The 1,059-nt window shown below is 47.7% G+C and carries 1 protein-coding gene; it reads right to left on the bottom strand.

Annotated features, from left to right (window positions below):
* Positions 1 to 276: 276 nt before the first annotated feature.
* Positions 277 to 1,059: DNA topoisomerase (locus AC438_RS12800; RefSeq protein WP_274377617.1), on the bottom strand; the 783-nt coding region annotated here is incomplete at its 5' end.

Genomic DNA, 1,059 nt, shown 5'->3' with positions numbered 1-1,059 from the left:
ACAACGGCCTTTGAGAAAAATACCAATACTTTTGTAGGCGCCGAGGCCCACATAGAAAGCGCCGCTCTGCAATTAGGCTATAAGCGCACACCCAACCGGCAGCGCTGCAAAGTGCTCTTCGGTTAACGATTACCCTTCATGTTCAGCGATTCAATTGAATTCGACCTGCCTGAATATATACCCTAACGCCATAATTAATACTGTGTTGATAGCTGTAAGTAATAAGGCCATAATTTAGCGTGTTGTAGGTTGGACGGTGTTAATTGTTGGGCTGTTCTAGCAGGTGTTTTTTGGGGTGAGTGTCCCTGCATTAGTCTTATTAATGGCGCGGCATATAGTGCTTGCCTCGCTATGGTGGTCTTCGGGTAAATAGCGACAGTCTGAGCGCGGGTAGGTAATCAGTTTGTGTTTTTCGTAGAGACTTTGGCAGGTGTCAAGTACCGCCTTAGCCGCTAAGCCAAAGCGCTTAGAGGCATCAACTTGTAGGCTTGATAGGCTATAGGGAAGTGGAGCGTTGAGCTTTTTGCGTTGCTTTTTAACGGCTGTGACTTGGCCATTTTGTTGTGTAATGCGCTGGGCTACGTTTTGTGCCAGCGCTTTAGACAATACTCGACCTTCTTCATCGCAGTATTCTTTACAGGCGCTGCTGGGCTGCCATTTAGCGGTAAAGGGCTCGCCTTTTGGGCTTTGCAAATGTGCTATGACTTCATAAAAGGGTTGAGTTAAAAACTGAGCCACTTCGGCATCGCGTTTAACCACCAAACCTAATACTGGGGTTTGCACGCGGCCAACCGATAGTACACCACTAAAGCCCTGCTGCTGGCCTTTAAGGCTGCACAGCCTTGTCATGTTAATACCGTAAAGCCAGTCGGCGCGCGAGCGCGCTAAAGCCGAAGACGATAAAGCGGCAAAATCACGGTTATCCTTAAGTTGCGTTAACGCTTTTGCAATTGCTTTGGTGTTTAGATCATTAATTAAGCAGCGTTGAATAGGCTTACCGCTTTTAGTGGCGCCGGCGTAATGCAGAACTTCATCTACTAGAAGCTGGCCTTCACGATC

The sequence above is a fragment of the Marinagarivorans algicola genome, assembly GCF_001292705.1.
In the GTDB taxonomy this organism is placed as follows: domain Bacteria; phylum Pseudomonadota; class Gammaproteobacteria; order Pseudomonadales; family Cellvibrionaceae; genus Marinagarivorans; species Marinagarivorans algicola.
The sequence above is the reverse complement of the archived record's forward strand: the minus strand, read 5'-3'. Positions and strand labels throughout refer to the sequence as shown.